Here is a 22,453-nt window from a genome sequence, read left to right as displayed (position 1 = left end):
GGGTGGCGTTGTCGTCTTGCTTTCGGCCGGGAACGTCGGAATAACGACGTTCGGAGAAGGAATCCATTCGAAGTCGTTACTCCGGAATTCCCCCTTCGGTCAGTTTGGCGGGATCGAGCAGACGCTCCAGCTCCTCACGGGAGAGATCGGTCTCTTCCTCGGCGACATCAATGATCGGCCGCCCTGCCTGATAGGCTTTCTTGGCCACCGCCGCTGCCGCGTTGTAACCGATCACCGAATTGAGCGCCGTCACCAGAATCGGGTTGCGGGACAGCGGGCTCACGATGTTGTCGCGACGCACGTTGAACGTGGCGATGGCGCGGTCTGCCAGCAGGCGGCTGACGTTGGTCAGCAGCGTGATCGACCCCAGCAGGTTGTGCGCGATCAGCGGCAACATGACGTTGAGCTGGAAGTTGCCGCTTTGCCCGCCGACGGTGATCGCCGCATCGTTACCGATGACCTGTGCCGCAACCTGGGCGGCGGATTCGGGAATCACCGGGTTGACCTTGCCCGGCATGATCGAACTGCCCGGCTGCAGCGCCTCCAGCTCGATCTCCCCCAGACCGGCCAGCGGGCCGGAGTTCATCCAGCGCAGATCGTTGGCGATCTTCATCACCGCGACGGCGTAGGTCTTGAGATGCCCCGAAAGCTCCACCGCCGCGTCCTGCGACGCCAGGCTGGCAAAGAAGCTGTCGTTGGGGCGGAAATCGAGATGGGTATCGCTGGCCAGACGCTGCGCCACCTTGTCGGCGAACTCGGGATGCGCATTGACCCCGGTGCCGACCGCCGTACCGCCCAGGGCCAGGCGAGTGATGCGTTTCAACCCGTCTTCCAGTCGCTCGATTGCCTGAGCGACCTGGCTGGACCAGCCGCCCAGCTCCTGGCTCAAGCGCACCGGCATAGCGTCCATCAGATGCGTGCGTCCGGTCTTGACCACGTCGTCGACGTCTTTCGCCTTGTCATCGATGACCGAGCGCAGGTAGCCGAGTGCCGGCAGCAGGCGCTCACGAACCTGAATCGCCGCCGCCAGATGGATGGCCGTGGGAATCACGTCGTTGCTCGACTGCCCCATGTTGACATGATCGTTGGGGCCGACTTCGAGCCCGTCACGGCTCGCGAGGTGAGAGATCACCTCGTTGACGTTCATGTTGGTCGAGGTGCCCGACCCCGTCTGGAACACATCGACCGGGAACTGGTCGGGATGCTTGCCGTCGATGATCTCGTCGGCCGCGGCCACGATAGCTCTGGCTCGGGCTTCGTCCAGCAGCCCCAGCTCCTGATTGACCTGCGCCGCAGCACGCTTGATACGGGCCACCGCCGCGATGAATGCCGGTGGCAACGGCTGACCACTGACCGGAAAATTGTTCACCGCACGCTGCGTTTGAGCGCCGTAGAGCGCGCTCTCCGGAACGTCCAGTTCGCCCATGCTATCGCGCTCGACTCGTGTCTGAGCCATGACCTTCTCCTATCGATGACGGATGAAATGCAAAGGCGCAGCCCGAACGTCGGACTACGCCTTCGAGACTCATTCAAGACTAGCAGCCGGAGCATGCCCCGTCCGGTTCGAGGCTCAATCGAAATCGATGATCTGACGTATCGCCTCGCCACTCGCCAGACGGTCGAAACCGAGGTTGATCTCGTCGAGTTTCAACCGGTGCGTCAGCAGCCGATCCACCGGCAGGCGGCCGGACTGGTAGAGCGCGATGTATTCGGGCACGTCCAGCGACGGCACGTGACCGCCCAGGTAGGAGCCCTTGAGCGTGCGCTCCTCGGCCACCATGCGCGTCGGGCTGATGGCGAATCGCACGTCGGGATGCGGCAACCCGGAAGTGACGGTCGTGCCGCCACGGGCGGTGGACTCGTAGGCGAACTCCAACGCCTTGGACACACCCGCGAACTCGGCCGCGATGTCCACCCCACCGCCGCTAATCTCGCGCACCTGCTCCACCGCATCCTGATCGCCGCTGTTGATGATATGCGTGGCACCCATCGCCTTGGCGGTTTCCAGCTTTTCCGGCGCGATATCGGCCGCAATCACCTGCCGCGCGCCGCCACCGACGGCACCCATGACCGCCGCCAGACCGACGCCGCCCAAGCCGACGACCAGCACCGACTGGCCCAACCGCAGTCCCGCCGTATGCACCAGCGCACCGACGCCTGTCAGCACGGCGCATCCGAACAGCGCCGCGATATGGAAAGGCAGGTCCGGATCGATCCGGGTCAGGGAGCGGCGCGACGCCACCGTGTACTCGGCAAAACCGGAAACGCCGATATGGTGATAGATCTTCTGGCCATTCTTGTGCAGACGCATCCCGCCACCCAGCAGATGCCCGGCGGTGTTGGCTGCCGCACCGGGCTTGCACAGCGCTGCCCGCCCGGAAAGACACGACGAACACGTGCCACAACTGGGCGCAAAGGAGAACACCACGTGGTCGCCGGGGGCGAGATCGGTCACACCCTCGCCGACTTCGGCGACTTCACCGGCCGCCTCGTGGCCCAGGACCATGGGCAACGGGCGCGGACGATCGCCATTGATCGTGGAAAGATCCGAATGACACAGACCGGCGGCACGCATCTTGACCAGCACCTCCCCCGGCCCTGGCCCATCCAGCTCGACCTCCTCGACCGACATCGGCAGCGACTCCCGATACGGGCGAGGCCTCTTCATTTCATGAATCACGGCGGCACGAATTTTCATACAAGCTCTCCAGTGATACGCGATCAGTAGCGCCTACCATCGACGCCGGTCGACGGGCACTGTCATGCAATGGATGTATCGATCGGTCGCCTCGCCGATCAAGCGTAGTATTCCGGGGCGTGACGGAAGGTTGGCCATGCCTCGGGATCGTGTCCGGTCACCACCAGCGCACCGGTCTTTTCCGCCAGGGCATGCAGTTTTCGAACGGAGCGCACCGCATCGACGGTCGAGGCCAGAAAGCCCGGCAGAGCCTTTTCGTCCCAATGATCGGTGGTATAGGCAGCATCCACGGCCAGCAGCACCGGCCCGGTTTCCGGCAAGCGAAGCAGGAAACTGGAATGTCCCGGCGCGTGCCCAGGCGTGAAGATGAACCGGATCGTGTCGTCGCCGAAGACATCGTAGCCATCGTCGTGGTCTTCCAGCAGATGCCATTTCACGTCGGGCCGATCGAAATCCGCACGAATGTAGCCACCCGCCGAAAACCAATCCGGCGCCATCGCATACTCGTATTCGCAGCGTCGCACGATATGGATGGCATTCGGGAAGCGCCCGGTGGCACCGGTGTGGTCCAGATGCAGATGGCTGTGCAGAACATAGCGAACGTCGGCGGGTTCGATCCCGAACGCCTTCAAGGCCTGGACGCAGCCCTCTTCTTCCCGCATGACCGGCCAGTAGACAGAAGTGATATCGCCCCAGTATCCCTTCGGATCGCTCGCGCATTCGACCGCGCACCCGCCGTCGATGACCACGTTGCCCTTGGGATGAGTGATCAGATACCAGGGAACGGGGATCTCGTAATCATCCAGTCCCGCGTTCATCTTGATGTTGCACACACGACACTTCAGCGTTCCTGTCTGGAACATATAGAGACGTGGAGCGGCCATGACATCCCTCCTGAAACGGGCAATTTCGGATAGAACCCATCTGGCGTGACGACATCGCCATCCCTTTCAAAGCCACGGCGAACCCTTTACCGTCAAGGGGGAGCGAATGTCTCGTCCGTCGATCTTGCAGCGACGATGGAGCTGCCAACGCAGCCAGTATAGGCACGCCCATTCTCGGCTGACCAGTCAAACTTTGGTCTCACAGATCAGCGCCATTTTTACGAAACGTCGATGAAATGGTCATCGAGCGCATCCACACCAACGTTACCAAGGAGCCAACTCCATGTGGCATCGTCAACAGTTCTCGCTCAAACCCCGTTCGCGCGGCTTTCATCTGGTCACCGACGAGATTCTCGGCGCGCTTTCCGGCATGCACGACATCCGCACCGGGCTTCTGCATCTGCAGCTGATGCATACCTCCGCATCACTGACGCTCAACGAGAATGCCGACCCCGACGTGCGGCACGACATGGCGCTGTTCGCCAGCAAGCTGGCACCGGAAAACCTGCCCGGCATGCGGCATACGCTCGAAGGCCCGGACATGCCCGCCCACGTACTGGCCAGCCTGTTCGGCGCCGAACTGACCCTCGCGGTCGACAAAGGACGCCTGCTCACCGGCACCTGGCAAGGCATCTGGCTGGGCGAACATCGCGAGCATGGCGGTGCCCGGAAGATCACCGCCACATTGATGGGCGAGTAATCAACCGAGTCATTACGCTCCTTTCAAATAATCGTAGTGATATCGTTTGAAAAGCTGGCGAGCGAAGATCAGGCAAGGCAAAAATCGGCGAAGAAGCGGAGTTTACGGGGTGTAAATGAGCATTCTAAGCCGATTTTTAACACAGCCTGATCGAGCGCAGTCGCTTATCAAGCGATATTTCAATGCGAATGGCGCGGCACCTCGGCACCCCGGCAACCGCGCAGGAAGTCGAAATCGCAGCCCTCGTCCGCCTGCAGCACACGTTCGATATAGAGCTGGCGGTAGCCGCCGGTCGTGGCGATCTGGTTCGATGCCGCCATGGGATCGGCTTCCGCCAGCCGCCGGGCGATCTCGGCGTCGTCGACCTCGAGATTGAGCGCGCCGCTGTCGCAATCCATCGAGATCCAGTCGCCGTTGTGGACCGCCGCGAGCGGGCCGCCAGCCGCGGCTTCTGGCGCCACATGCAGGACCACCGTGCCGTAGGCCGTACCACTCATGCGGGCATCCGAGATGCGAACCATGTCGGTGATACCCTGTTCCAGGATCTTGGGCGGCAAGCCCATGTTGCCGACTTCAGCCATACCGTGATACCCGCGCGGGCCGCAGTGTTTCAGGACCAGAATGTCGTTGACCTCGACTTCCAGGTTCGGGTCGTTGATCCGCGCCTTGTAGTCGTCGAAATTCTCGAACACCACCGCCCGGCCGCGATGCTTCATCAGCTCGGGGCTGGCCGCCGAGGGCTTGAGCACCGCGCCATTGGGCGCCAGATTGCCGCGCAGAATGCAGATGCCGCCATCTTCACGCAGCGGATTGTCCAGCGGCCGGATCACTTCGTCGTTGTAGTGTGGCGCGTCCTGCACGTTTTCCCATAGCGTCTTGCCGTTGACGGTTAGCGCGTCCTTGTGCGGCAGGCGATCGGCCTCGCCCAGCCGACGCAGCACCGCGGGTAGACCGCCGGCGTAATAGAACTCTTCCATCAGAAAGCGCCCGGAGGGCTGCAGGTCGACAATGGTCGGCGTACCGCGACCGATACGGGTCCAGTCGTCCAGCGGCAGATCGACGCCGATGCGCCCGGCGATCGCCTTCAGGTGGATGACCGCGTTGGTCGAGCCGCCAATCGCCGCGTTGGTTCGAATCGCGTTCTCGAACGCCTCGCGGGTCAGCACCTTCGACAGCTTCAGATCCTCGTCGACCATCTCGACGATGCGGTTGCCGGAGAGGTGCGCGAGTACGTAGCGACGGGAATCCACCGCCGGAATCGCCGCGTTGTGCGGCAGGGAAACGCCCAGCGATTCGGCCATGCACGCCATGGTCGACGCCGTGCCCATGGTGTTGCAGGTACCGGCGGAGCGCGACATGCCGGCCTCGGCAGCCATGAAATCGTGGATCGAGATCTTGCCGGCCTTGACCTCTTCCGAGAGCTTCCAGACCACGGTGCCGGAACCGATATCCTTGCCTTCGTGCTTGCCGTTGAGCATCGGCCCACCGGTTACCACGATCGTCGGGATATCGCAGCTCGCCGCGCCCATCAACAGCGCCGGTGTCGTCTTGTCACAACCCACCAGCAGCACCACGGCATCCATCGGATTGCCGCGAATGGCCTCCTCGACATCCATGCTGGCGAGATTGCGGGTGAACATCGCCGTCGGCCGCAGGTTGGACTCGCCATTAGAGAACACCGGAAACTCGACCGGGTAGCCGCCGGCTTCGAGCACGCCCTTCTTGACGTGCTCGGCGAGCTTGCGAAAGTGCGCATTGCACGGGGTCAGTTCTGACCAGGTATTGCAGATGCCGATGATCGGCTTGCCCTGAAATTCGTGATCCGGAATGCCCTGATTCTTCATCCAGCTGCGGTACATGAAGCCGTTCTTGTCGGCGCTACCGAACCACTGGGCAGAGCGCAGCTGGCGCTTCTTCTGGGATTCTGTTTTTTGGGACGGTTTTTGGGACTTGTCCGATGAATCGCTCATTTTTCTCTCCTCGAGCCACCGTCAGTGCGGTGGCGGTCAGGGCCATCATCAAGGGTGTTCATCAACCGGTGCTATCAACGCGTGTCATCAAGAATCACAGCAAGGAAAACACCAACCACGCCAAGCCAAAGGCCATCAGCGAAATACCGATGGAGATCACCGTCCATGTCTTGAGCATGGTCTTGGTGTCGACACCGAGGAAGCGCCCGACCAGCCAGAATCCGGAGTCGTTGACGTGGGAATAGCCAATGGCACCGGCGACGATCGCGACGGTAATGCAAGCCGCCGGCAATCCGGCAAGCGTGGGATCTCCCAGCACCACCGGCGCCATGATCCCCGCCGCCGTGGTACCGGCCACCGTGGCCGAACCCTGGGCGATCCGGATCACCGACGCGATCACGTAACCGGCCAGAATCACCGGCAGCCCGAACGCCTGGAGGCTGTCCGCCAGCGCGTCGCCGATGCCGCTGGCCGTCAGCACGCCACCGAACATGCCGCCGGCACCAGTGATCAGGATGATGCTGCAGACCGGGGAGAGCGCCTGTTCGACGATCTCGTTGATGGAATCCATTGCCCCGCGTTCACTGGCACGAATGACCAGCAGCCACATGGCAATACAAGTACTGATCAGCAGCGCGATGGGTGTCTCGCCGATCACCATCAGCGCGGAAACCAGCGGGTTGTCGCCATCGATCACGCCGCTCTGACCCAGCGTCGACAGCCCCGTGTTGAGGAAGATCAGGACCAGCGGCAGCAACAGCACCAGCAGTACCGTGCCGAACGCCGGGCGCTTCTCGGGCGGGATCTCCTCGCTCTCCGCCCCCATGAAGTTCGGCACCGGCTGGAACGGCGACCGCTTGGCCAGTATCAGCGACAGCCGATAGCCCATCACGTACCAGGTCGGCAATCCGACCAGCAGCGCGACGAACAGCACCTGGCCGATGTCTGCGTGCAGGAAGACCGCCGCCGCGACCGGGCCGGGATGCGGTGGCATCAGGGCGTGCATGACCAGGAACGCACCCGCGGCCGGCAGCCCGTACAGCAGCAGCGACGCCTTGAGCTCACGGGCGACCGAGTAGATCACCGGCAGCATGACCACGAAGGCGGCATCCAGAAAGATCGGAAAGCCGAACAGCAGGCAGGCGATCGACAGACCCAGCGGCGCCCGCTTGCGGCCGAACAAACTGATCAGCGTGTCGGCCAGCACTCGCGCCCCGCCGGAAACGGCAACCAGGCGCCCCAGCACCGCCCCGAAGCCGATCAACAGCGCCACATTGCCCAGCGTCTTGCCAAAGCCGCCCAGCAATGTCGGTAGCAGATCGGCCACCGTGATGCCGGTCGCCAGTGCCGTACCGATACTGACGATGACCAGCGCAAAAAAGGGATGCAGACGCACTCGAATGATCAAAACCAACAAAATGGCGATAGCCGCAGCGGCGATACCCATCAACCCCAGCGTGGATAGACCGGCGGCCGCTTGTGTCGTGTCTTGCATGGCGTTCTCCTGACGACTGCCACGGCGTCGACTTGTCCTGCTCGCCGTGGGATGCGGCCACAGTAGCGCCAAGCATCAATAACCATGAAATACCAAAAGTCGGTAAAATCGATATCAATATGGTTATTGGATGGGCCGCATCAAGCGTAAGAACACGTGTTCGTCATACAAGCTTGTGGTTTCGACGCGACCAAAGTTGCAGGTTGCATGCCGGGACTCGTCAGCCACCGGCTCGGCGAGTCTGCTTCCAGCGATCGAACATGACCGCGAGCGACAGAATCACGCCCCATCAGGTATCTAGTCAGAACGGGGGAAAACGTTTAGCGGCGGTCTGCATGCCCCGTACGCCAGCGACCGATGCTAGCGAGTTACGGCATCGCCTGCGTTGTCGAGAAGCGATAGACAGTCTGCGAGTGATACGTTTCGTCGGGCTTCAGGATCGTCGTGGGGAAGTTCGGCCGATTGGGCGAATCGGGAAAGTGCTGCGTTTCCAGTGCCAGCCCGGAACGCTCGGTATAAGGGCGACCGCTTTTGCCCACGAGGCTGCCATCGAGGGAATTGCCCGAGTAGAACTGCATCCCTGGTTCCGTGGTGGAAACCTCGAGCACCCGGCCGCTGTTCGGCTCGATTACTCTGGCTGCCAGCGCTGGCCGGTCACCCTGCCCGGGATTCTTGCTCAGCACGAAGTTGTGGTCATAGCCTCCGGCGTAGGCGAGCTGGGTATTCTTCTGCCCCAGGCGCGCGCCGATGGCGGTTGGCTGACGGAAATCGAACGGCGTACCGCTGACATCGGCGATGTCGCCGGTGGGAATCAAGGTTTCACTCACCGGCGTGTACGCGCTCGCATTGATCATCACCCGGTGATCCAGAATGCTGCCGCTCCCCTCGCCTTGCAGATTGAAGTAGCTGTGCTGGGTCAGATTGACCGGCGTCGCGCGAGTTGTCCTTGCCCGGTAATCGATCGCCAGTTCGTTGTCGTCGGTCAGCGTGTAGCTGACTCGCGTCGAGAGCTGCCCCGGGAACCCCTGCTCGCCGTCATCGCTCGTGTAGGTGAGCACCAGACCTCGGCCCTCCGAAGACGAGAAGGGCTCGGCATGCCACAGGCGCTGATCGAATCCCGTATCGCCACCGTGCAGCGTGTTGGCTCCATCGTTGGTCGGCAGCGTGTAGGTCTCGCCATCGAGCGTGAAACGGCCGTTGGCGATACGGTTGCCGTAGCGCCCGATCAAGGCACCAAAGTAGGGGTTGGCTCGACGGTAGGTGTCGGAGAGATAATCGTCGAGCGAATCGAAGCCCAGCACAATGTCATTCATCTTCCCGTGCCGATCGGGCGTCTTCAGCGACACGATGATGCCGCCGTAGTTGATGACCCGCATCTCGATCCCGTTGTCGTTGGTGATTCTGTAGCAGTCGACCTCGCGACCATCCGGCAACCGGCCGAAGACCGAACGCTCGATGCCCGGCGGCAAGGCACCGGAGGATGGCGAATTCATCGGCATCGTCTGTGCCTGGGCTTGTAAAAAGGCCTGGCCGATCATCAGTCCGAACAGACCGATGCCTACACATCGGGAAAGGGAAAGGACATGGCGTGTCATCGCAAGCTCCTGTTTCGTTTCGGCATGACGCTTCTGGATATCATTCGTTGATGCTCGGGCCGGTCCATTATCGCCGTCGTTCGTTTACACCGTAGACTGGTCGTCACCATCTGACTATTCGAGAACTTCACGCCATGCCTCATTCCAACGTCGAACCCGTCATCGGAAAAGCGTCATGAAATCCCAGCCTCTCGATCTGCTGCCCCCGGACTGGTTCCTGCGCGTGAGGCTCAAGTTTCGCCATCTTCAGCTGTTCGTGGCCCTGGACGACTACCGCAACCTCCACCGGGCCGCGGAACGTCTGGGCATGAGCCAGCCGGCGGCCTCCAAGCTGCTGGGAGAACTCGAACACATGCTCGGCGTTTCGCTCTTCGACCGGCATTCGCGGGGCGTCACGCCCAACTGGTATGGAGAGAGCCTGATCCGGCATGCCCGCGGCATGTTGACCTCGCTGGCCCAGGCCGGTGACGAGATCAACGCGCTCAACGAAGGCAATGCAGGGACAGTGTCGATCGGCACGGTTCTGGCACCGGCGGTGACGCTACTGGCCAGCGCGGTCGAACGCGTCCATCGCGACAGCCCTCATCTCGAGGTCAATATCGACGTCGGCGTCAGCCGTAACCTGGTACCGAGACTGCGCGACGGCGAGTTCGATTTCGCCATTGCCCGCATTCCCGGCGGCATGCCGGCGGGGGATTTCGTGTTCGAGGAGATTGGCGAGGAAGCGTTGTGCTTCGTGTGTCGTGCCGGCCACCCGCTCGCGAGGGAAGACGACTTCGACCTGGCCTCGATGCTGGACTTCCCGTGGGTACTCCAGCCTCCGGGGGCGCTGATGCGGCAGCGTGTCGAGCATCTGTTTCTGCATCACAAGGTGGCGCCACCCCAACGCATCATCAACACGCCGGATATTTACATGGCACTAGCCATGGTCGACAAGTCGGATTCGATCACGGTCACGACACGCGAGGTTGCGGATCTGCTCTGCACCCAGCCGCGCTTCGCGATTCTGCCGTCTACCGATGCGCTCAGCGTGCAGCCTTTCGGTCTGATCAGCCTGCGCGAACGCCGCATGTCGCCCGGCGCAGCCAAGTTGATGAGCACGCTGCACCAGATGATCCGCGAGCGTCGGGCGCATGAATCCGGCCAGGCGAGCGCCGCATCGGCTCGCTACCGCGACGTCACGCTATGAGCCGGCTCACCACTCCAGCGCCTGCTTGACGAAGGGGATGGTCAATTTGCGCTTGGCCGACAGCGAGGCGCGATCGAGCCGCGACCCGTGCGGGCCGCGACCTGCGCCCTGGCGCGTGTAGGCGACTGGCGTGCCAGAGTTTCTATCCGCGCGACCCGTCCAGTCTGCACCTAAGCCGCTGGGCGTGCTGTTTCTATCCGCGCGGCCCGTGCAGGCCGCGACGACTGACATGCCAAACGCCGCTTATCACGCCTACGTTTCTATCCGCGCGGCCCGTGCAGGCCGCGACGATCTTCGCCGGGCGCACGGTGCCGGCCCACTTGTGTTTCTATCCGCGCGGCCCGTGCAGGCCGCGACATCGGAGTCGACCAGCACGCGGCGAGCCAGATCGTAGTTTCTATCCGCGCGGCCCGTGCAGGCCGCGACGCCCGGCTCGATATTGAGCGTGCCATCGAGTCGCTGTTTCTATCCGCGCGGCCCGTGCAGGCCGCGACCATGCAGCCCAGCATTTCCGGGCGCTGGATCATGTTTCTATCCGCGCGGCCCGTGCAGGCCGCGACCCCTTGTTGTGCCGCATCGGCTCGGAGCTGGAATAGTTTCTATCCGCGCGGCCCGTGCAGGCCGCGACGACAAGCTCAAGGATCTGCGCAACACCTATGCCACCGTTTCTATCCGCGCGGCCCGTGCAGGCCGCGACAGGCGTTCCGGCCATGGTCATTGAGGGATCGATGTTTCTATCCGCGCGGCCCGTGCGGGCCGCGACGATAGCCGAGTGATGCAGCGACATCGGCGGCAACGTTTCTATCCGCGCGACCCGTGCGGGCCGCGACCAACCAACGCAATGTTGCTTGTCACCATGTCGTTGTTTCTATCCGCGCGACCCGTGCGGGCCGCGACCGCGGCGTCTTGTCGAGCTTCGAGTAGAGCTCTTCGTTTCTATCCGCGCGACCCGTGCGGGCCGCGACGCCAGACGATCTATTTCGCGCCAAGCGATAACGGAGTTTCTATCCGCGCGACCCGTGCGGGCCGCGACCCGGCGGGCGGCGAGGCGGTCTTCGCCGTTGACCTTGTTTCTATCCGCGCGACCCGTGCGGGCCGCGACACCTGATCGATGCCCTCGTCGCTTATACCGGCCTCGTTTCTATCCGCGCGACCCGTGCGGGCCGCGACCCGGCGCCCGCAGCAAGACCGAAACGCTCGAGCAGTTTCTATCCGCGCGACCCGTGCGGGCCGCGACTCGCGTATTGATGGCTTTATGCGCAGCGCAACGGAGTTTCTATCCGCGCGACCCGTGCGGGCCGCGACCCTCGAGCAGCAGCTTACCCAGACCACACTCTTTGTTTCTATCCGCGCGACCCGTGCGGGCCGCGACCGGTCCGGTCATGCCGTGGATCGACCCCGGCCGCGTTTCTATCCGCGCGACCCGTGCGGGCCGCGACACCTGCACATCCATAGCCCCGGCGGTGACGTGTTCGTTTCTATCCGCGCGACCCGTGCGGGCCGCGACCAGCCAGGCCGGCACAACCGGCCGCGCGATGATGTTTCTATCCGCGCGACCCGTGCGGGCCGCGACCAGTGCGGCGGCGAGATCGCCGGTTTTTTGCTCTCGTTTCTATCCGCGCGACCCGTGCGGGCCGCGACCCGTCGACGATCAGGCGCAGCGCCTTGAGCTCGGCGTTTCTATCCGCGCGACCCGTGCGGGCCGCGACGACTGGATGATGCCCTGCCAGCTGTCCCCGTTAGAGTTTCTATCCGCGCGACCCGTGCGGGCCGCGACACGGCGACCAGCACCGCTACAGCGTCACCGATCGGGTTTCTATCCGCGCGACCCGTGCGGGCCGCGACACCGACTGCGCGGAATTCACCCTCCGCGAACTGATGGTTTCTATCCGCGCGACCCGTGCGGGCCGCGACTGCTCGTTTATAACTCATTGAACGATAAAACAAAATCGCTGTACATCAGCGAACCCTTACTTGATATGCAGCCTATGGAGCGCCGTTAACCACGTAAAGCGTTCGATTGCTCTTGAATCAACTTGTTAAAGAGCTGCGAACCTGGCGGGAAAGAGAGGGACACTTGAGGTTCGCAGAGGAAAAATCTTTCAGAACACGAGGGGACCATTCATATCCAGCGCCGGCTTGGCGCCAACATGTTCGATACGCTTCTGCCAGTTACGTCCGAGAAAATAGAAACGCAGACTATCGACCTCTTCATCGATCAAGTCGATCAGGCTCTGTCGCAGTCGAGCCCACTGGTCCGGTTCGACTTCGATTTCAAAGACGGAGAACTGTACACGCTGCCCGAAATCACGGCAGGCTTTCGCCACTCGTCTTAGCCGGCGTGGGCCGCCCTCAGAGGTAACGCTGACATCGTAGCTGACCAGTACCAGCATGAAGAACTCCCGATCTATTTCCAGAGAAAGGGCGGATAGGCATCGAGATCGCCGCGCAGATGACGCGCCAATAGCTGCGCCTGAAGAAAAGGCAACATGCCGATCGGCGCCTTCTCGCCAATGAAGGCGTGATTGAGCTCTTCACGCTTGCGTTCCTGATAGGCGGTCAGCACCGTCTTACGGGCCTCTTCCGTCAAGGTGACGCCACCACTTTCGGCAATGATGAAGTCCTTTTCCCGTAGCTGACGTCGATTGATCAGCGACAGCGCCAGGCGGTCTCCCAGCAGCGGCCGGAACTCCTCGGCGAGATCGAGGGCAAGGCTGGATCGCCCGGGCCGATCGCGATGCAGAAAGCCGACCGCCGGGTCGAGGCCGACGCTCTCCAGCGCCGAGCGGCAGTCGTGAGTCAGCAGCGTATAGAGAAACGAAAGCAGCGCATTGGTGCAGTCACGCGGCGGACGGCGATTACGCCCCGTAAAGCGAAACGCGTCGCTCTCATGACGAATCAATAGATCGAACACGCTGAAATAGCGCTGCGCCGCCTCCCCTTCCAATCCACGCAGCCTGTCTGTGGCGGGTTCGATCAGCAGGTCGCGTGCAATCCGGCTCATGCGCGAGCGCTCCCCTTCAAGCCGCGCCTTTTCCTCTTCCGGCAGCTTGGCACCGTAGTCGCGCAGGCCACGCGATAACACGGCGCGCTGGTTATGCACCTTGCCGATCAGCACGCCACACACGATGGCGGCACAGCCGGTTTCGTCATCGCTCACGCGATATTGCGCGCGGCGCAGCAGCACGTTGCCCGACACGGGCCCCTCGATGCGCGCCAGAAATTTACCGTAAGGTGTGAGATGGGTGATGGTCACGCCCCGCTCGGCACAGAATCCCATCAGCGGCGGTGAGACCAGCACTCGACCGAAACAGACCAGCGATTCGAGCATGTGAATCGGCAGGCGGGCGCGCTCCTTGCCTTCCACTTCCATGACGATGTTGGCGCCGTCCTTCCTGAGCCAGGCACCTTCGGTAGTGATGTAAAGCGTATTGAGCTGACGGCGCATCGGATTCTACTCATCCAGTGATTGCAACTGACGCGCCAGCCAGCGGCTCGCCGAGCGCTGCTTGCCCATTATCTGCGGCTGGCAGGCGTCGATCAGCGAGCAACGGTCGCAGCGTTTGGCCTCGTATACCGCGGGCGGCGTGCGGTTGTTATCGAACAGCGCACGGGTGCTGGCGATCACATCCAACGTCAACGCCCGCAACGTCTTGTCGAAAGGCACGTCCTTGCGCCGCCGCGTCTTGCCGTAAAAAAGTGCGCCGTGTTCGATTTCCACGTTCAACATCTCTTCCAGACAAAGCGCCTGGGCGCAGAGCTGCACTTCGTCGGCGCGATGCGCCTTGGGCCGCCCGCGTTTGTACTCGATGGGTCGGACGATGGTCTGCGCTTCTCGCTCATCGAACTCGACCACGTCAGCAATACCGGTCAATCCCCACCGCTCACTGGCCAGCGGTAGCGCCATGGCGGTATGTACGCCGCGCCGACGCTCGTGGCCGAGACGGTCGGCGCGTTCATGCAAGATGCGTCCCTCGGCGGTGTAGCGGTTCTCCGCCCACTGTTGTTCGATATGGATCAACGCACACTGGCGCGGGCAATATAGATAGTGCTGCAACGCCGAGAGCGGGATCAGGCGGACCTCGTCCTCCATTCCCGCTGGCCTACAGGCGCTCTTCGACGCTGACCCCGGCCGGTAGTGCTTCGGCATCGACCGTGACCCGGTAATCGCCGTAATGCCGCGCGGGGGTATCGGCTTCGCCTTCGACCCGCTCGACTTTCACGCTGTCGAACAGCCGATGCGCCGGCGCATTGCCCATCGGGTGGTCGTGCTTGAAGACGATCAGCTTGCGCGCCGACATCTCGCCACGCGCCGCGGAGCGGTCATGCTCGAACATGTTGATCAGGGCGCGCCACAGCAGTTCGAGATCGTCTTCGGAAAAGCCGGTGCGCTCGGAGAGCTTCGCCGACACATAGCCGTGAGCACGATAAAGCCCATAGGGAATGATGTGCTTGCGGCCCATGGTGCGATTATCGCCGTGCTGCTTTTCGGCTTCCGCTCTGGTGGTAACCGCCATCCGCGTGATTGACACCTCCATTGGCACCACCGGATCGATCGAACTGGCAAAGGCCATCTGTACCGGACCACGTACCTGGCCGGAGTTGACCCCGGTAGTCATCACCGCGCCGAAGGTGCGCACATCGAAGAAGTTCTGGCACATCCATGCAGTAAGAGAACGTGCTTTTTCTTCATCCTTCGGCAATTTCCCCTTTTCTACATCAATTTTTAAAGCGTCATAGGCTTTTTGATGTTGATCATTCAGGACCGATTTTTCCTGCATGTAGATGGCATAACCGGCGTCGTCTTCCTTTTCCAACGCGACGTAGTTGCGAATCTTGCGCTTGAGGCAAACATCGGTGACCAGCCCCTGATTGGTTTCCGGATCAAGCCGGGGCAGGTTGCCGGCATCAGGATCACCATTGGGATTGCCATTGGTAACGTCGAACAGCAGCACGAATTCATAACGGTTGGCGATGGCGGTCATGCGTCTTCTCCCTGCGTGGATTCTTCTGGTGTCATTGCACTGTCGCGCTTGGCGAAACGCGCCTGTGACTGATGGTAATAACCGATAGCGAACCGCCCTTGATCTTCGATCTTGAGGTGTCTGGGAAAGGTATCGCCGAGACCATCGATAATGGTGCTGATCTCTTGCTCGATTCTATAGGCCAGCCCGCCCTTGTCCTTCTTGCGCATATTTGACAGATGGTTCTGGGCATTACGCAGCAGCATCGGGAAGACGCTGGCCGGCGTCGCCGACGCCGCGCCGTAGTAGCGGTCACGGATGGTGGCATTGACCTGGTCGCCGAGGGCGCCACGCTGGGCGCTTTCAAGTTCGGCGAACAGTCGTCCAAGCAAATAACCGGGATGGGTGGATTGTCGATCGAGACTCACGGGCACCTCCTGAGCATGGAAATTCGAACGCGCCGCGAGTCGCGCTTCGCGCGCAAGCACGGCCTTGCAGAGCGCCACGCGAATGCCGCTGATATCACCGTCGTTACGCAGACGCATGATGACGTTGCTCAGCAGCGCACGCGGATAGCGGCTACCGGTGAGAATGGCACGAGCCAGCTCACCGGCGAGTTGGGGCGGAATATCCTCGGCCTTCGCTTTACCATCGCGACTGGGCGCGGTGGCATACAAAAGCCGCCACATGGCCGGGCCGATTCCCTTCCAGGGTGCGGGCTCCAGCTGTAGATCACGGTGATGATCGGCATAATGGCGAGCCAGTTGGTCTAGGCGATTGACACACCAGAAGCGGATCGATAATCGCGCAGCATTAGGCGCCAGCCCGAGCACGAAGAAGCGGGTATCATCTTCAAGTGCGGGGTCGAACGAGGCTAGCGGACGGCCCTGGGCGATGCCATCCAGCAACGTCTTGAGTCGCGCGGCTTCCTGTTCGTCATTCGGTGGCTCGTTGAGCATGGCGAAGAAGCCTTCGGCGGCCTCGGCATGCGCCGCATCGCTGGCCTCGGCCCAGAACACTACAGTAGCGTCACCGATCGAGAGGCACTGATGGTTGTCGCTATCGCCACGAAGCAGATAGTTGAGTGCCGTGGAGTAACCAAAGATGGCCGATTTCGAGATCGAGGCATTGTCCTGCCCCTTGTGGCCGTAGGAATTGTAGGCGTCGCTGTTGAAGGAGACGAGCGAGGCACCAGATGACTGAGCACCTCTCACGCCGCGAATGGCCGGATGATCGGTGCCTAGTGGAGCCGTCTCACCGGTAATCAGACACTGACCGGCTGTACCTTCATCGCTGTCCAGCGCATCCCGCCAAAGGCTACATGCCGACAGGTTTTCATGCAGATAGTGCTGCTGCCCATCGAGACGAAACACGATATTGGTATCCAGCACCTCTTCGCTATAGCCGGGAAGCGTGGCCAATCTCTCTGGCAACCATTGGTCGAGCAGTGCCAGGAAAGCCTGTAATTCAGGGTCATCACTGCCAGCGAACAGTGCTACCTGACGCATCTTGAACGCGGCGTGTTCATCCGCCAGCCGCTTTCCTTCACTCGCGGTCACGCCCAGCGCATAGGCGGTCTTGTCCCATAGTGGATAGGCATGAATCCCGGAAGTGCGACGCTTGTCGACCGGTACTTGCTTCGATCTTGGCCTTGGTTTCTTTCCTGACGTATCGCGCAAATCATCAATGGCAACCGGCTCACCGTCACTTGAAAATACCAGCGCATAGCTGACCTTCTCGCTGCTGAAGCCGGGTACCGGCACCTTGTCCTGAGCCGCGAGACGCCGATAGTAGTCGTTGAGTGCGGAGAGAATCATGCCAGCGCCTCCGCAAATGGCGGCACCTCGATCACGCCGTCCTTCATCCTGGCGCGAAAGAAGCGCGGCGTCTTGCCGTTGGCGAAGTCGATGTCATGGAGCATGAAACCAAGATCGCGCTCGCCACTCAGATCATCGTCTGCCGCCGGCACCTGCTCATCGGACTCGACCAACTCGAAGGCGGCCGGAAACTCCCGGGTGCCCAGGCACGGCATGTGAAAGCACTGCCCCTGGCGGGCGCGACGATTGAAGATATCGAGATGCTTGCCGGGTGTGTCGCTGTCGTCGGCGCGGGACGTGAACTCGAAGTGCGCTTCGATCACGTAGCCGACATCACGCAGAATGGTCGCGGCGCGCTGCTGGCGGTTCTGATCGACGAAATAATTGACATCATCGACACGACCCGCCTTCATCGCCTTGGACACCGTGCCTGCCGATAATTTACCGGCTACTTCGTTGCGGCGGATCGATTCGAAGCGAATCGGCTTCAGTACATGAATACGATCGATACACCAGCGAATCGCCGGCTTCCAGTGGATGGCCTCCAGAATGCCACGCGCCGCCGAAGGCGTAATCACGTCATAGGAGACTCTTTCTACCTTCATCTCTGGCCGGGTAAAGCAGGCCCGCTCCCCCCAGATATGTAGCCGAACGCCAAAACTCATGCGCCGCTCCTTGTTGTGTTCTCTAATAAATCATCGGCCGTTTCACCAAATATTTGATTCACTGGCACGAAAAGTCGGTTCGCTCCAATTCAATCCCAGCCGCTTGTCGTAGAGATCTTCATTGATCAGCACTATGAACTGCTCGCCGAACTTGTCCGGTTCGATAGCTGCAATAGCCCCAGCACGCTCCAACGCCGCGAAGCCCTGGCGCGGTACTTGCACCGTGTAAGGCTGGAGCTTACGGGCGATGCCGCCCACACCTTCGGCATAGGACAGCTCCCGGAGCGCATCCCGAGCCGTCTTGTCGAAGGGGATGATTACGGCGCGCTGAGCGTTCTCGATCATGCGGAACTTCTGCTCGAGCGTTTCGAACGGTAACCCGTCGAGGCGGCCGTGTTCGATAAGTTGCAAGAGATCGTGCCGGTCGAGCTGCTGTGGTCCCTGCTGCCAGTAGAGCAGGCGGAAGTAGGCGTCGATGGCATCCAAAGAGAGCGGATCGTCACGATGACTTCTGAGCACTTCACGGCTGACCTGGGCAAATTGCTTGAGCTCCGGCGGCGGCGCCCACTCTTCATTGGCGGTGGCGAAAATGCGCACTTCGCTGTCCGCTTTCGAGCGCTTGCCTTCCCGGTTGCAGCGCCCCGCGGCCTGAGCGATGGCGTCGAGCCCGGCCTCAGCGCGCAGCACGCGGGGAAAGTCGACGTCGACGCCGGCTTCGATCAGCGACGTAGAGACGACGCGGCAGGGCCGGCCATCCTTCAATTGCTGGCGAATCTCGGCCAGCACTTGGCGGCGATGCACGGCACACATCGATGTGGTGAGATGATAGGCACCGGGCTGTTCGGCCATCGCTTCGAACAACGCTCGTGCATGACGGCGGTTATTGACGATGCACAGCGTCTGCTCGGTAGCGAGCAGTTCGTCGCGCAGCGTCTCATCATCCAGCGTGCCAACATGGCGCACGGTGACACGCTCAAGCTGGCGATAGAGCTTCTTCGGGCAGGGCGCCAGCTCGTGCAGGTCGCGCAAGCCGCCAACGAAACTTCGTTCAGGGTCATCGGTCTCGGCCAATGCCGGCTGGGTGGCGGTGCAGAGCACGACACTGGTACGGTAGTTGAGCGCCAGCTCATCCAGCGCCGCCACGCTGGGGCGTAGCAGCGGAAGCGGCATGGTCTGCGCCTCGTCGAGAATCACCACGCTGCCCGCAATGTTATGCAGCTTGCGGCAACGCGATGTCTTGGCGGCGAACAGGCTCTCGAAGAATTGTACCGTGGTGGTGACAATAATCGGTGCGTCCCAGTTCTCGCTGTCACGGCGCAGTTTATCGATGCTGCTTCGCGTGCGTGACTGACCACTGGCGCTTCCATCGACATCGAAAGCACTGTGATGTTCAAGCACGGCGGCTTCGCCATGCTCACCCAGCGCGCGACGAAACACCGCCGCGTTTTGCTCGACGATGCTGGTAAAGGGGATGACATAAATGACACGGTCCATGCCGTGGGCAATGGCATGATCCAGTGCAAATGCCAGCGAGGCCAGCGTCTTGCCACCGCCGGTGGGCACCGTCAGCGTAAAACGGCCGGGGGCTTTTTCGGCCTGATTACGCACATGGGTCAGTATCTCACCGCGTAGCCGATTGACGTCGCTATCGGCCTTGAATGCTGCCAGATGAGCGTTCAGCGCATCACGCAGTACATCGAGCCCAGGACCGCCGCCACGTGAATGGGGCAGACCCTTTTCATGCAGCGCATAGAAATTCTCGGTATCGATGAAGTCGGCATCGACCAGACAGGAAAACAGCATTCGGGTCAGGAAGGCGTATTGAAAGAAACCGCGATCACGGCGCAACGTGAAGTGTGCAGGTGGCCTCAACTGGGCAGGCAAAGTGAGCGCTTGCTGCCAACATGGATCGAGTTCGGGCAGGTCTGCCTTGAGCCGGTTTGTCAGCGGCGTGCGCTCACCCGCGTCGCGGCCATTGGCCAGTCCGGCGTGATGGCCGGCGATGGCATAGGCCAGCAGATGCCCCAGCGGGCCCAATCGCTCTTTGGCAACGGCTGCACCGGCCGTGGCGTGATCGACCCGGAGTGCCGCTCCTTGCAGGCGGCGTTGAAACTCATGACTGTATTTGCCTAGATCGTGCAGCAACCCGGCCGCATAAGCGGCTTCTGGCATTCCAAACCGCTCCGCGCGCTGTGAGGCTAGCTTGGCGACCGTTTCGAGATGATCGCTCAGCGTCTGCCAATCGTGCCGGTCACTAGAAGCAGTTGAGTGGGCATAGAGCATTATGATGGAACGCTTTGTATCTATTGGTAACAATTAAATACATAATGCCGATAAATACAAGCATCCAGATTCTTTTCAGCGTTACCCATCAGTTATCGTTGTGCTTCTTTCCCGCCTCCCACATCGTTCAAATCGTCAACATCAATACTCAAGTCGCTCCCCGTGCTCCAAAACACCGCTTCGGTCATCTCTGCGCAACAGGTGGCGTCCTGCTACACCGCGTCCGCCCATGCTTCGCCCGATCGCCCCGCGCAGCAAGGCGAAACCACGGAATTATCGGTGGTGGATTTACGGGCATCTCCTCGACGCCTGGCACTACCGCACGCGCGCCCCATCGGGCTGCTAGCGGCTCACCACTCCAGCGCCTGCTTGACGAAGGGGATGGTCAACTTGCGCTTGGCCGACAGCGAGGCGCGATCGAGCCGCGACAGGATCTCGAACAGCGGGTCCAGCTGGCGCGGCCCGCGGTGCAGAATATAACGCGCCACTTCTGCCGGCAGTTCCATCCCGCGCACCTGCGCGCGCAGTTGCAGCGCCGCCAGCCGCTGGGTGTCGTCCAGCGGCTGGGCGTGAAACACCATGCCCCAGTTCAGGCGGGAAGCGAGATCCGGCAGCTTGACCTCGAGCTGGCGCGGCGAGCGGTCGGCGGCGATCACCAGCCGCTTGCCGGCATCGCGCAGACGATTGAAGCCGTGAAACAGCGCCTCCTCCCAACGCTTGCGCCCGACCACCAATTGCAGGTCGTCGATCGCCAGCAGATCGAGGCGCTCCGGCTCCTCGAGAATATCCGGCGGGAAATGCCCCAGCATATCCAGCGGCAGATAGAGTGCTCGCTTGCCCCGGGCATCGGCGTTGTGGCACGCCGCCTGCAACAGATGGCTACAGCCCACGCCCTCGCTGCCCCAGAGGTAGAGGAAAGATTCCCCGCTCTCGTCGAGCTGCTTCATGAGATGCGCCACCAGTGACGCGTTGTCGCCCGGCAGATAGTTGGCGAAAGTGGCATCATCGCGTAGCCCGACGCCGAGCGGCAGTTGGGACGGCCCCGGACTCATGTCGATCCATCTCCTTGGCTCTGGTCTTGGGAAAGCGCGCCGCTGCGCGAACGATTGTAGAGCTGGCTACCACGATAGCGATGGTAGGCGTAACGGAGCAACACCATGACGACGGCAGCCACCGGCAGCGCCAGCAGAATGCCGGTGAAGCCGAACAGTTGGCCGCCGGCGAGTACCGCGAAGATCACGGCCACCGGATGCAGGCCGATCTTGTCACCCAGCAAAAGCGGCTGAAGGACGGTGCTTTCGGCGATCTGGCCAATGCCGAAAACGACCAGCACGCCAACCAGCGGCAGCCAGGTATCGAACTGGAAGAAAGCCACCACCGCGGCCGTCACGACCCCGACGATCACGCCGAGATACGGCACGATGCTGGCAAGCCCCGCCATTACCCCGATCAACAGCCCGAAGTGCAGCCCGATCACGCTCAGGCCGACCGCGTAGATCACGCCCAGGCTCAGCATCACCAGCAGTTGCCCCCGCAGGAACGCCGACAGTACCTCGTCGCACTCGGTGGTCAGCGAGGTCACACGGGGCTCGATGTGCCGGGGCAGCATGTCGCGGATATATCCCTTGATCCGGTCCCAGTCGAGCAGCAGGTAGAAGGTCACCACCGGGATCAGCGCGATGTTGCCGATCCACACCGCAAAGGCGAGGCCGGAGCGAGACGCCTGCGCGAGAAACGCTGCCGCGAAGGTACCGGTCTCGCGCCAGTTGGCCATCAGCGCATCGCGCAGTTGATCGAAGTCCGCGGTGAAGTCGATCCCCGTCAACGACTGGACCTCGGGCAGAATCGTCGCCTGCACCCAGTTGAAGACGCTGGGCAGCGCCTCGATCAACTGGACGATCTGACGCCCCAGCACGGGGACCAGCACCAGCACGCCACCGATGATGATGACACCCAAAAGCAGGAACACCACGCTGACGGCAAGGCGCCGCGACAGTCCCCGCGCTTCGAGCCAGTCGGTCACCGGGTCGCCCAGGTAGGCGAGGATCATGCTGACGAAGAACGGCATCAGGATCGGTTCCAGCAGGATCAGCAGCCAGACCGCCAGCGCCGCCCCGATTGCGCCCCAGATTTGCAGTTTTGTCATCGCGCTCTCGTCGTCCTTCGACTGCCCCCTCAATGAAGGCAATGCTA

At 61.8% G+C, this 22,453-nt stretch carries 17 protein-coding genes, 1 pseudogene and 1 CRISPR repeat array; of the genes and pseudogenes, 2 read left to right on the top strand and 16 right to left on the bottom strand.

The window, feature by feature from the left end; all coding sequences use genetic code 11:
* Window positions 1-76: 76 nt before the first annotated feature.
* The 3 genes from ACWHY3_RS08055 to attM all read right to left on the bottom strand — a co-directional run bounded on the left by ACWHY3_RS08055 (window position 77) and on the right by attM (window position 3,582).
* Entirely contained in the window at window positions 77-1,456 is a 1,380-nt protein-coding gene (locus tag ACWHY3_RS08055) for a class II fumarate hydratase (protein ID WP_448127980.1), read from the bottom strand.
* A 114-nt stretch (window positions 1,457-1,570) separates the two neighbouring features.
* A complete protein-coding gene (locus ACWHY3_RS08050; RefSeq protein ID WP_332780247.1) occupies window positions 1,571-2,698 on the bottom strand; it encodes a zinc-dependent alcohol dehydrogenase family protein in 1,128 nt (375 codons plus the stop codon).
* A 98-nt stretch (window positions 2,699-2,796) separates the two neighbouring features.
* Window positions 2,797-3,582 (bottom strand): AttM family quorum-quenching N-acyl homoserine lactonase, encoded by a 786-nt coding sequence (attM, locus tag ACWHY3_RS08045; RefSeq protein ID WP_087718768.1) that lies wholly within the window; start codon window positions 3,580-3,582, stop codon window positions 2,797-2,799.
* 283 nt (window positions 3,583-3,865) lie between these two features.
* On the opposite strand from attM, the gene ACWHY3_RS08040 reads away from it, so the two are divergent.
* On the top strand, window positions 3,866-4,282 hold the full coding sequence (locus tag ACWHY3_RS08040) for a secondary thiamine-phosphate synthase enzyme YjbQ (RefSeq protein WP_303854157.1): 417 nt from the start codon (window positions 3,866-3,868) through the stop codon (window positions 4,280-4,282).
* 179 nt (window positions 4,283-4,461) lie between these two features.
* Here the strand turns inward: ACWHY3_RS08040 and ACWHY3_RS08035 are convergent, their stop codons facing one another.
* The 3 genes from ACWHY3_RS08035 to ACWHY3_RS08025 all read right to left on the bottom strand — a co-directional run bounded on the left by ACWHY3_RS08035 (window position 4,462) and on the right by ACWHY3_RS08025 (window position 9,342).
* Entirely contained in the window at window positions 4,462-6,252 is a 1,791-nt protein-coding gene (locus tag ACWHY3_RS08035) for an IlvD/Edd family dehydratase (protein WP_303854155.1), read from the bottom strand.
* Window positions 6,253-6,346: 94 nt separating this feature from the next.
* A complete protein-coding gene (locus ACWHY3_RS08030) occupies window positions 6,347-7,747 on the bottom strand; it encodes a GntP family permease (RefSeq protein ID WP_332780193.1) in 1,401 nt (466 codons plus the stop codon).
* A 368-nt stretch (window positions 7,748-8,115) separates the two neighbouring features.
* Window positions 8,116-9,342, bottom strand: a complete 1,227-nt coding sequence (locus ACWHY3_RS08025) for an aldose epimerase family protein (RefSeq protein WP_332780194.1) — start codon at window positions 9,340-9,342, stop codon at window positions 8,116-8,118.
* 175 nt (window positions 9,343-9,517) lie between these two features.
* Here ACWHY3_RS08025 and ACWHY3_RS08020 point away from each other — a divergent pair, with 175 nt between their 5' ends.
* Window positions 9,518-10,531: a LysR substrate-binding domain-containing protein gene (locus ACWHY3_RS08020; protein WP_303854151.1), complete on the top strand. Its 1,014-nt coding sequence runs from the start codon at window positions 9,518-9,520 to the stop codon at window positions 10,529-10,531.
* 6 nt (window positions 10,532-10,537) lie between these two features.
* On the opposite strand, the pseudogene ACWHY3_RS08015 reads toward ACWHY3_RS08020, so the two are convergent.
* The 10 genes and pseudogenes from ACWHY3_RS08015 to ACWHY3_RS07970 all read right to left on the bottom strand — a co-directional run.
* A pseudogene (locus ACWHY3_RS08015) lies at window positions 10,538-10,609 on the bottom strand (HdaA/DnaA family protein); the annotation flags it as partial.
* 111 nt (window positions 10,610-10,720) lie between these two features.
* Window positions 10,721-12,445: direct repeats of the CRISPR family, unit length 33 nt; unit sequence GTTTCTATCCGCGCGACCCGTGCGGGCCGCGAC.
* Between the two features lie 188 nt (window positions 12,446-12,633).
* On the bottom strand, window positions 12,634-12,924 hold the full coding sequence (gene cas2 / locus ACWHY3_RS08010) for a CRISPR-associated endonuclease Cas2 (protein ID WP_087718762.1): 291 nt from the start codon (window positions 12,922-12,924) through the stop codon (window positions 12,634-12,636).
* 14 nt (window positions 12,925-12,938) lie between these two features.
* Window positions 12,939-13,979, bottom strand: a complete 1,041-nt coding sequence (gene cas1c, locus ACWHY3_RS08005) for a type I-C CRISPR-associated endonuclease Cas1c (RefSeq protein ID WP_087718761.1) — start codon at window positions 13,977-13,979, stop codon at window positions 12,939-12,941.
* A 6-nt stretch (window positions 13,980-13,985) separates the two neighbouring features.
* Entirely contained in the window at window positions 13,986-14,624 is a 639-nt protein-coding gene (gene cas4 / locus ACWHY3_RS08000; protein WP_087718755.1) for a CRISPR-associated protein Cas4, read from the bottom strand.
* 10 nt (window positions 14,625-14,634) lie between these two features.
* Complete coding sequence (cas7c, locus tag ACWHY3_RS07995; RefSeq protein WP_087718754.1) at window positions 14,635-15,516, bottom strand: type I-C CRISPR-associated protein Cas7/Csd2; 882 nt, start codon at window positions 15,514-15,516, stop codon at window positions 14,635-14,637.
* On the bottom strand, window positions 15,513-17,312 hold the full coding sequence (cas8c, locus tag ACWHY3_RS07990) for a type I-C CRISPR-associated protein Cas8c/Csd1 (RefSeq protein WP_087718753.1): 1,800 nt from the start codon (window positions 17,310-17,312) through the stop codon (window positions 15,513-15,515). The genes cas7c and cas8c overlap by 4 nt, the downstream gene beginning before the upstream one ends.
* Window positions 17,309-17,977 carry a type I-C CRISPR-associated protein Cas5c gene (gene cas5c, locus ACWHY3_RS07985; protein ID WP_087718752.1) on the bottom strand — a complete coding sequence of 223 codons (669 nt, stop codon included), beginning with the start codon at window positions 17,975-17,977 and terminating at the stop codon, window positions 17,309-17,311. Before cas5c ends, cas8c begins: the two co-directional genes overlap by 4 nt.
* Before the next feature lie 42 nt (window positions 17,978-18,019).
* Complete coding sequence (locus ACWHY3_RS07980) at window positions 18,020-20,260, bottom strand: CRISPR-associated endonuclease Cas3'' (RefSeq protein ID WP_448127979.1); 2,241 nt, start codon at window positions 20,258-20,260, stop codon at window positions 18,020-18,022.
* A 350-nt stretch (window positions 20,261-20,610) separates the two neighbouring features.
* On the bottom strand, window positions 20,611-21,312 hold the full coding sequence (gene hda / locus ACWHY3_RS07975; RefSeq protein WP_448127978.1) for a DnaA regulatory inactivator Hda: 702 nt from the start codon (window positions 21,310-21,312) through the stop codon (window positions 20,611-20,613).
* A complete protein-coding gene (locus ACWHY3_RS07970) occupies window positions 21,309-22,406 on the bottom strand; it encodes an AI-2E family transporter (protein WP_448127977.1) in 1,098 nt (365 codons plus the stop codon). Before ACWHY3_RS07970 ends, hda begins: the two co-directional genes overlap by 4 nt.
* Window positions 22,407-22,453: the final 47 nt, after the last annotated feature.

This window comes from Salinicola sp. NYA28a (genome assembly GCF_976982775.1).
The sequence above is the reverse complement of the archived record's forward strand: the minus strand, read 5'-3'. Positions and strand labels throughout refer to the sequence as shown.

Excerpts from the sequence above, each read along its gene's own strand:
- ACWHY3_RS08055 (WP_448127980.1), bottom strand. The coding sequence starts at position 1,456 with ATGGCTCAGACACGAGTCGAGCGCGATAGCATGGGCGAACTGGACGTT.
- ACWHY3_RS08050 (WP_332780247.1), bottom strand. The coding sequence starts at position 2,698 with ATGAAAATTCGTGCCGCCGTGATTCATGAAATGAAGAGGCCTCGCCCG.
- attM (WP_087718768.1), bottom strand. The coding sequence starts at position 3,582 with ATGGCCGCTCCACGTCTCTATATGTTCCAGACAGGAACGCTGAAGTGT.
- ACWHY3_RS08040 (WP_303854157.1), top strand. The coding sequence starts at position 3,866 with ATGTGGCATCGTCAACAGTTCTCGCTCAAACCCCGTTCGCGCGGCTTT.
- ACWHY3_RS08035 (WP_303854155.1), bottom strand. The coding sequence starts at position 6,252 with ATGAGCGATTCATCGGACAAGTCCCAAAAACCGTCCCAAAAAACAGAA.
- ACWHY3_RS08030 (WP_332780193.1), bottom strand. The coding sequence starts at position 7,747 with ATGCAAGACACGACACAAGCGGCCGCCGGTCTATCCACGCTGGGGTTG.
- ACWHY3_RS08025 (WP_332780194.1), bottom strand. The coding sequence starts at position 9,342 with ATGACACGCCATGTCCTTTCCCTTTCCCGATGTGTAGGCATCGGTCTG.
- ACWHY3_RS08020 (WP_303854151.1), top strand. The coding sequence starts at position 9,518 with ATGAAATCCCAGCCTCTCGATCTGCTGCCCCCGGACTGGTTCCTGCGC.
- cas2 (WP_087718762.1), bottom strand. The coding sequence starts at position 12,924 with ATGCTGGTACTGGTCAGCTACGATGTCAGCGTTACCTCTGAGGGCGGC.
- cas1c (WP_087718761.1), bottom strand. The coding sequence starts at position 13,979 with ATGCGCCGTCAGCTCAATACGCTTTACATCACTACCGAAGGTGCCTGG.
- cas4 (WP_087718755.1), bottom strand. The coding sequence starts at position 14,624 with ATGGAGGACGAGGTCCGCCTGATCCCGCTCTCGGCGTTGCAGCACTAT.
- cas7c (WP_087718754.1), bottom strand. The coding sequence starts at position 15,516 with ATGACCGCCATCGCCAACCGTTATGAATTCGTGCTGCTGTTCGACGTT.
- cas8c (WP_087718753.1), bottom strand. The coding sequence starts at position 17,312 with ATGATTCTCTCCGCACTCAACGACTACTATCGGCGTCTCGCGGCTCAG.
- cas5c (WP_087718752.1), bottom strand. The coding sequence starts at position 17,977 with ATGAGTTTTGGCGTTCGGCTACATATCTGGGGGGAGCGGGCCTGCTTT.
- ACWHY3_RS07980 (WP_448127979.1), bottom strand. The coding sequence starts at position 20,260 with ATGCTCTATGCCCACTCAACTGCTTCTAGTGACCGGCACGATTGGCAG.
- hda (WP_448127978.1), bottom strand. The coding sequence starts at position 21,312 with ATGAGTCCGGGGCCGTCCCAACTGCCGCTCGGCGTCGGGCTACGCGAT.
- ACWHY3_RS07970 (WP_448127977.1), bottom strand. The coding sequence starts at position 22,406 with ATGACAAAACTGCAAATCTGGGGCGCAATCGGGGCGGCGCTGGCGGTC.